This window comes from Candidatus Magnetobacterium casense, from assembly GCF_019173545.1.
GTDB lineage: Bacteria > Nitrospirota > Thermodesulfovibrionia > Thermodesulfovibrionales > Magnetobacteriaceae > Magnetobacterium > Magnetobacterium cryptolimnobacter.
This window is the reverse complement of sequence record NZ_JABXWD010000311.1, coordinates 1-3,991: the sequence shown is the minus strand read 5'-3', so window position 1 is coordinate 3,991 and position 3,991 is coordinate 1. Positions and strand designations below refer to the sequence as shown.

Here is a 3,991-nt window from a genome sequence, read left to right as displayed (position 1 = left end):
AAACTGTCAAGAGCAGTAGAACCAGGGCACAATGCATAAGGCTCTCGCAATTTTCATGGGCGGGGGCGAATAGTGCTCCTATTCATGAAGGTTTAACCGTGAAATAAAATTTACCCTGCTTTTTAAATGAGGATACCTTGTCGGCTATATTCTACACGCTGAATCGCTGATTAATTCGGGGGCATTTGACAAAATATACTGCCTGCCTGCATAATATAGCTCGTGGGTTTATTTATGAAATCATTTGAATTTATCACCGTGCTTATGGCGTACCTTACACCTTCCAACCTGGTGGCGATGTCTGTTGTCAGGTTTTTGCAACTGATATTTCTTGGGTGGGTTGGCTACTTGTGTGTATCAGCAGCCAGGACCATCAGGGAACGCCGTGCCGTGCTCAATCTCTCAAACGTAGATGAGCTGGTGCATTTTCGCAAGGAGCTGACCTTTGACGAGGAGCGTCCCGTACACCGTGGCAGGTTTACGCTGTTTCTGAAGGAAAACGCCATGCCTGAAAACTCAATCGTAGCCGGACACGTCGGCACCATCTTTGACTGCGGCATAACCGGCAGCCAACTGGATGTCAACGCCCTGATCAATCACACAAACTACCGCCTGTTTGCAAACAATACGGTAATGAAAAACGTACTGAGTGTCTTTATCATCGTAGGCCTGCTTGGCACGCTCTTTGGCCTTGCCGACAGCCTCGCCAGACTGTCACCCATGCTTGGAGCGCCTGAGATCGAACAGATAAAGGGCGGCATATCGGTGGCATTAACGGGGCTGCTCAACGACCTCAAAAACGCCTTTGCTCCGAGCATCTGGGGGGTCATGTTCACCGTCATCGGCGTCCTGCTCTACGGCATACACCTCAACCTCTTCTGCACCCCCCTGAAGGTGGCCCTGGAGAGCACAACCATAAACACCTGGCTACCAAAACTATACCCCACCACCACCCAGGAACTCTACAGAACCCTACAAAAAAGCGAACAACACATGCGCCAAAACTTTCAGGCCGCTAAAAAAGTCGCAGAACTGGCCGACGCTATCGAGGATGACACCGGTAAACTAAAACAGAACCTCGCAAAGGCAAACAAACTACTGGGCACGCTAAACACTACCTCGGAACAAATAACGAACGCTGCCGACTTCTTCAACGACGCCTTTTGCAAACGCATGGATGCCTTTTCGGGGAACTTCACAAAGAGCGTTGCACACCTGACCTCTTTCCAGGAGGAGATCAGGCTCCTGTACGACCAGATAGTCATCGGCTCCGAAACCTTTAAGAGCAATCTGAGCGAGACACTGGGGGTTCAGCAGCGAGAGATACACGACATAGTCCTTGTAGTTAAGGCATATGAGACGTCTTTTTTGCAGTTGCGTGAAAAAATAGATTCCCGGTTGCTAAAGTTCATAGACGAGGCCACCGAAAGCACCACAAGCCTCAGCAAGGCCAACAGACAGATTGCCCTGCAAAACAGCGAAACCATCGACAAGGGACTGAAGGAGGTCTTAAAGAGGCTTGAGGCCCTCGATACGCCTGTCCGAAAGGCTGCCGACAAGCTGGGTGATACCCTCAAGGAGGCCATTGGCGGACTGTCACAGAACATCGCGACCTTCTCCACCCTGGTTGCAAATCTACCCAGTCTGACACAATCCCTCGACGTGTTGTCAAAGAACATCGAAACCTTTGTCCCTGAGATCAGTGTCGAATCGTCCTCAGAGTCCTCGCCGGAGCCATCGCCTGCAACCCCTGCCGCCTACTCCGGCAATCTCAAGGTTGGCGATATACTGAAGGAATTATTTAGAAAAAGGTAGGTTGCTTTATCATGTATAACGAATCCGAAGCAGGACAGGAAGACTTTTCGAGCTTTAACTTCTGGCCGTCTTTTGCGGATATGATGTTGTCTGTGGTGCTGATACTTGTCCTGGTGATATTTCTGGTGCTGACGGTACTTGCAGCGGGCAGCGTCAACCTCAAGGGGGTAGAGCGTAATCAGATGGAGTTCATAAACAAGCTGGCCGAGGTCTATCACACCAGGCCCGTGGTGATTGACACTCACACCTATGGGATATCCAGCGACATCGTAGTTCTCAACGACGTCACGTTGCAGAAGATCAGCTTCAGTGACAAGCTGTTGTTTGGGCGTGACCAGTACGAGTTGACCGAACAAGGAAGACAAACGCTTAGGGTAGTTGGAGGGTTGTTGAAGTCAAAGCTCGACTTTATCAGGGAGATACAGATACAGGGACATGCTGATACGGATGCCTCAAGGCATTTCTCATCAAACCTCGAACTTGCAGGACAAAGGGCCATGACGGTGTACAGCTTTTTACAGAAAGATATGAATATTAATCCGGCCAGACACCTGATGTCGGCAACGTCCTTTGGTGAATTCAAGCCGGTGACACGCTCCGATGTCGATGTAACGTACAACGAACAAAGACTCGTCAACGACAACAGTTCCATGGAAAAAAAGGACAAAAATCGCCGCATCGAGCTACTGCTCTTCTACCTTAAGTAACAATTTTTTGTATCCTCAATTACCCCCGTAGTGTGGGATGCTCAGGCCATAGCCTTGCTTACCACGTCGGCCACTGTAACGGCTATTTCTTTGACGAGCTTGTTGTCCATGCCTTCTACCATGACTCGTATCTTGGGTTCGGTGCCGGAGGGGCGAACGAGAATACGGCCAGTGTCTTTGAGACGCTCCTGGGCCGCCTTAATACAGTCTACGATCTCCGGACAGGCATCGATGTCTTTTTTGTTTGTAACCGTGATGTTTTTCAGTACCTGTGGGTAGAGCTTGATATTTGAAACCAACTCAGAGAGGGGTTGCATTGATTGCTTGAGGATGTGCAATATCTGCACTGCGGTGATCGGGCCATCGCCGGTGGTATTGTGCGAAAGGCAGACGACATGCCCCGACTGCTCACCACCAAGGGTGTAATCGCCCTCAAGCATCCTCTCTACGACATACCGGTCCCCTACCTGAGTCCTTATCAGGCGGATATCGCGCTGCAGCAGGTGGTGTTCAAGGCCGAGGTTGCTCATGACCGTTGCCACGACGGTGTCGTGTTTGAGCTTACCCTGCTTCTTGAGTTCCTTTGCCCACAGGGCCATGATAAGGTCGCCATCAACGATCTTGCCCTTGTCATCACACAGGAGGGTTCTGTCGGCATCACCGTCATGGGCAATGCCAACGTGGGCGTTGTGTTTGAGGACTACCTCGCCCAGTCTTTCGACAAACAGGGAGCCACACTTGGCGTTGATGTTCTTGCCATCGGGCTTGTCGTTTATGCTGATGACCCTGGCGCCAAGCTCTACCAGGAGCGTTGGAGTCACCTTATAGGCCGCCCCGTGCGCTGAATCCACCACCACTTTCAGACCGTCAAATGAAACCTCGCGCGGGATGGTTGACTTGACGTATTCTAGGTACCTTGCCGTGGCATCTTCAAGCCTGTAGGCCTTGCCGATCTTGCTGCCAGTTGGGCGGTTGATGGGTGAGTTTTGGTTGGCCACCATTGCCTCTATCTCAGCCTCGATGCGATCGGGTAGCTTAAATCCGTTGGCCATAAATATCTTTATGCCGTTGTCCTGATAGGGGTTGTGGGAGGCCGATATCACTATGCCCGCATCAAAGCGCAGGGTCCTTGCCAGAAAGGCCACCGCAGGCGTCGGTATCGGCCCAACCAGTGTTACGTTCATACCCATAGAGCAAATGCCCGACGTCAACGCACTCTCAAGCAGGTACCCAGACAGACGCGTATCCTTGCCTATGATGATCATGTTCTTACTGTGTCTCTTGTACAGCAGCCTACCTATTGCCATACCAACCTTCAACACGGTCTCAGGTGTAATAGGATGTTGGTTGACCGTACCCCTTATGCCATCCGTTCCAAATAGTTTCATCAGTTCACCTTTTCTATTATCACTTTGACCTTTACTCTGTCATTAAGATTGCCCATCTCCTTATCCTTATCCTTTCTGATC

3 protein-coding genes are annotated in these 3,991 nt (G+C 50.6%); 2 read left to right on the top strand and 1 reads right to left on the bottom strand.

Annotated features, from left to right (window positions below; genetic code table 11):
- Window positions 1–234: 234 nt before the first annotated feature.
- Both HWQ67_RS13870 and HWQ67_RS13865 read left to right on the top strand, forming a co-directional pair.
- Complete coding sequence (locus HWQ67_RS13870) at window positions 235–1,815, top strand: MotA/TolQ/ExbB proton channel family protein (protein ID WP_218253284.1); 1,581 nt, start codon at window positions 235–237, stop codon at window positions 1,813–1,815.
- An 11-nt stretch (window positions 1,816–1,826) separates the two neighbouring features.
- On the top strand, window positions 1,827–2,522 hold the full coding sequence (locus HWQ67_RS13865) for an OmpA/MotB family protein (RefSeq protein ID WP_218253283.1): 696 nt from the start codon (window positions 1,827–1,829) through the stop codon (window positions 2,520–2,522).
- Between the two features lie 41 nt (window positions 2,523–2,563).
- On the opposite strand, the gene glmM is transcribed toward HWQ67_RS13865, so the two are convergent.
- Window positions 2,564–3,910, bottom strand: a complete 1,347-nt coding sequence (gene glmM / locus HWQ67_RS13860; protein WP_255317291.1) for a phosphoglucosamine mutase — start codon at window positions 3,908–3,910, stop codon at window positions 2,564–2,566.
- Window positions 3,911–3,991: the final 81 nt, after the last annotated feature.